The 968-nt window shown below is 47.4% G+C and carries 1 protein-coding gene; it reads left to right on the top strand.

Annotated features, from left to right (window positions below; translation table 11 throughout):
- Nucleotides 1-667 (top strand): BACON domain-containing protein (locus ACFO6W_RS10040; protein WP_379995921.1); only part of this gene is annotated, 667 nt, incomplete at its 5' end.
- Between the last annotated feature and the right edge of the window lie 301 nt (nucleotides 668-968).

The raw sequence follows: 968 nt of genomic DNA, 5'->3' as shown, positions 1-968 counted from the left end.
TTCATATAACGTTACCATCACTAAAATAGACCTTGAAGGCCCGGACACTCCGGATAAAGCCTTTGAGGGGACAGCCACAATAAAGGCAACCGTGCAGGCATGGAACGACGGCAATGGCAGTGTGACTGCCGGCAATAACCACCTGAAGGTCTCCACCAACGTTTTGTCCTTCCCATCGAGCGTCGGCAATGACATCATTGACGTATTCACAGACCATCCGGACGGGTGGGTCATCGATAAGATCGAGGGCCCCTCAAGAGAAGCCATCGATTGGCTCACCGCCACTCCCAACAACGGGGCATTCAACGTGACCCAGCCTTTGACCATAGACGTTCTTGAAGCCGGGCCTGTAAACCGTTCAGCTCTTATTTACATACAGGCGGGCAATGTAACGTTAGTAATTACTGTTAGTCAGAAACGGAAAGTAATGTTGACTTTCACTAAGAATATAGACGCCGCGGGCTCGTTCATCGACTTATCGGGACTATACGATGCAAACACGATGCTCTTATTTCCTAATCCTACGGACAACAGCGGTTACGATTGGGACGGGTGGTACGACTTATCTACCGGACTAAAGGTTGTGGGGCATTATCGACGGCCACTGATCATTATTCCCGAGGACGAGATTCAAAATTACGAAGCTCGGTGGGTACTCATTCCTTGACCTATGCCGCATCGCATGATAGCTCAATCTTAACCCGTAGTGGCTTGCACATATCAAAGTAGCCACTCGCAAGAACCGACCATTCAAATATAAGGGAGGCAAATAACAAAAAAGCCAGTGCCGATGGCTCTCGAACTTCATTTATAATTAACGTTCAAGGCCCCAGTAAACCAAATCTTACTGATGCCCTTCAGCATCATGGTCGATTCACTGCCACCCCCACCCTAATAGGGTAGCGCTACGTGTCTGTTGCACAACTAATTTTAGATAATTATTAAAACCATACTATTTATGAAACAAG

Origin of the sequence: Dysgonomonas termitidis (assembly GCF_042654545.1) — a bacterium.
Lineage (GTDB): Bacteria > Bacteroidota > Bacteroidia > Bacteroidales > Dysgonomonadaceae > Dysgonomonas > Dysgonomonas termitidis.
This window is presented reverse-complemented; position numbering and strand designations above follow the sequence as displayed.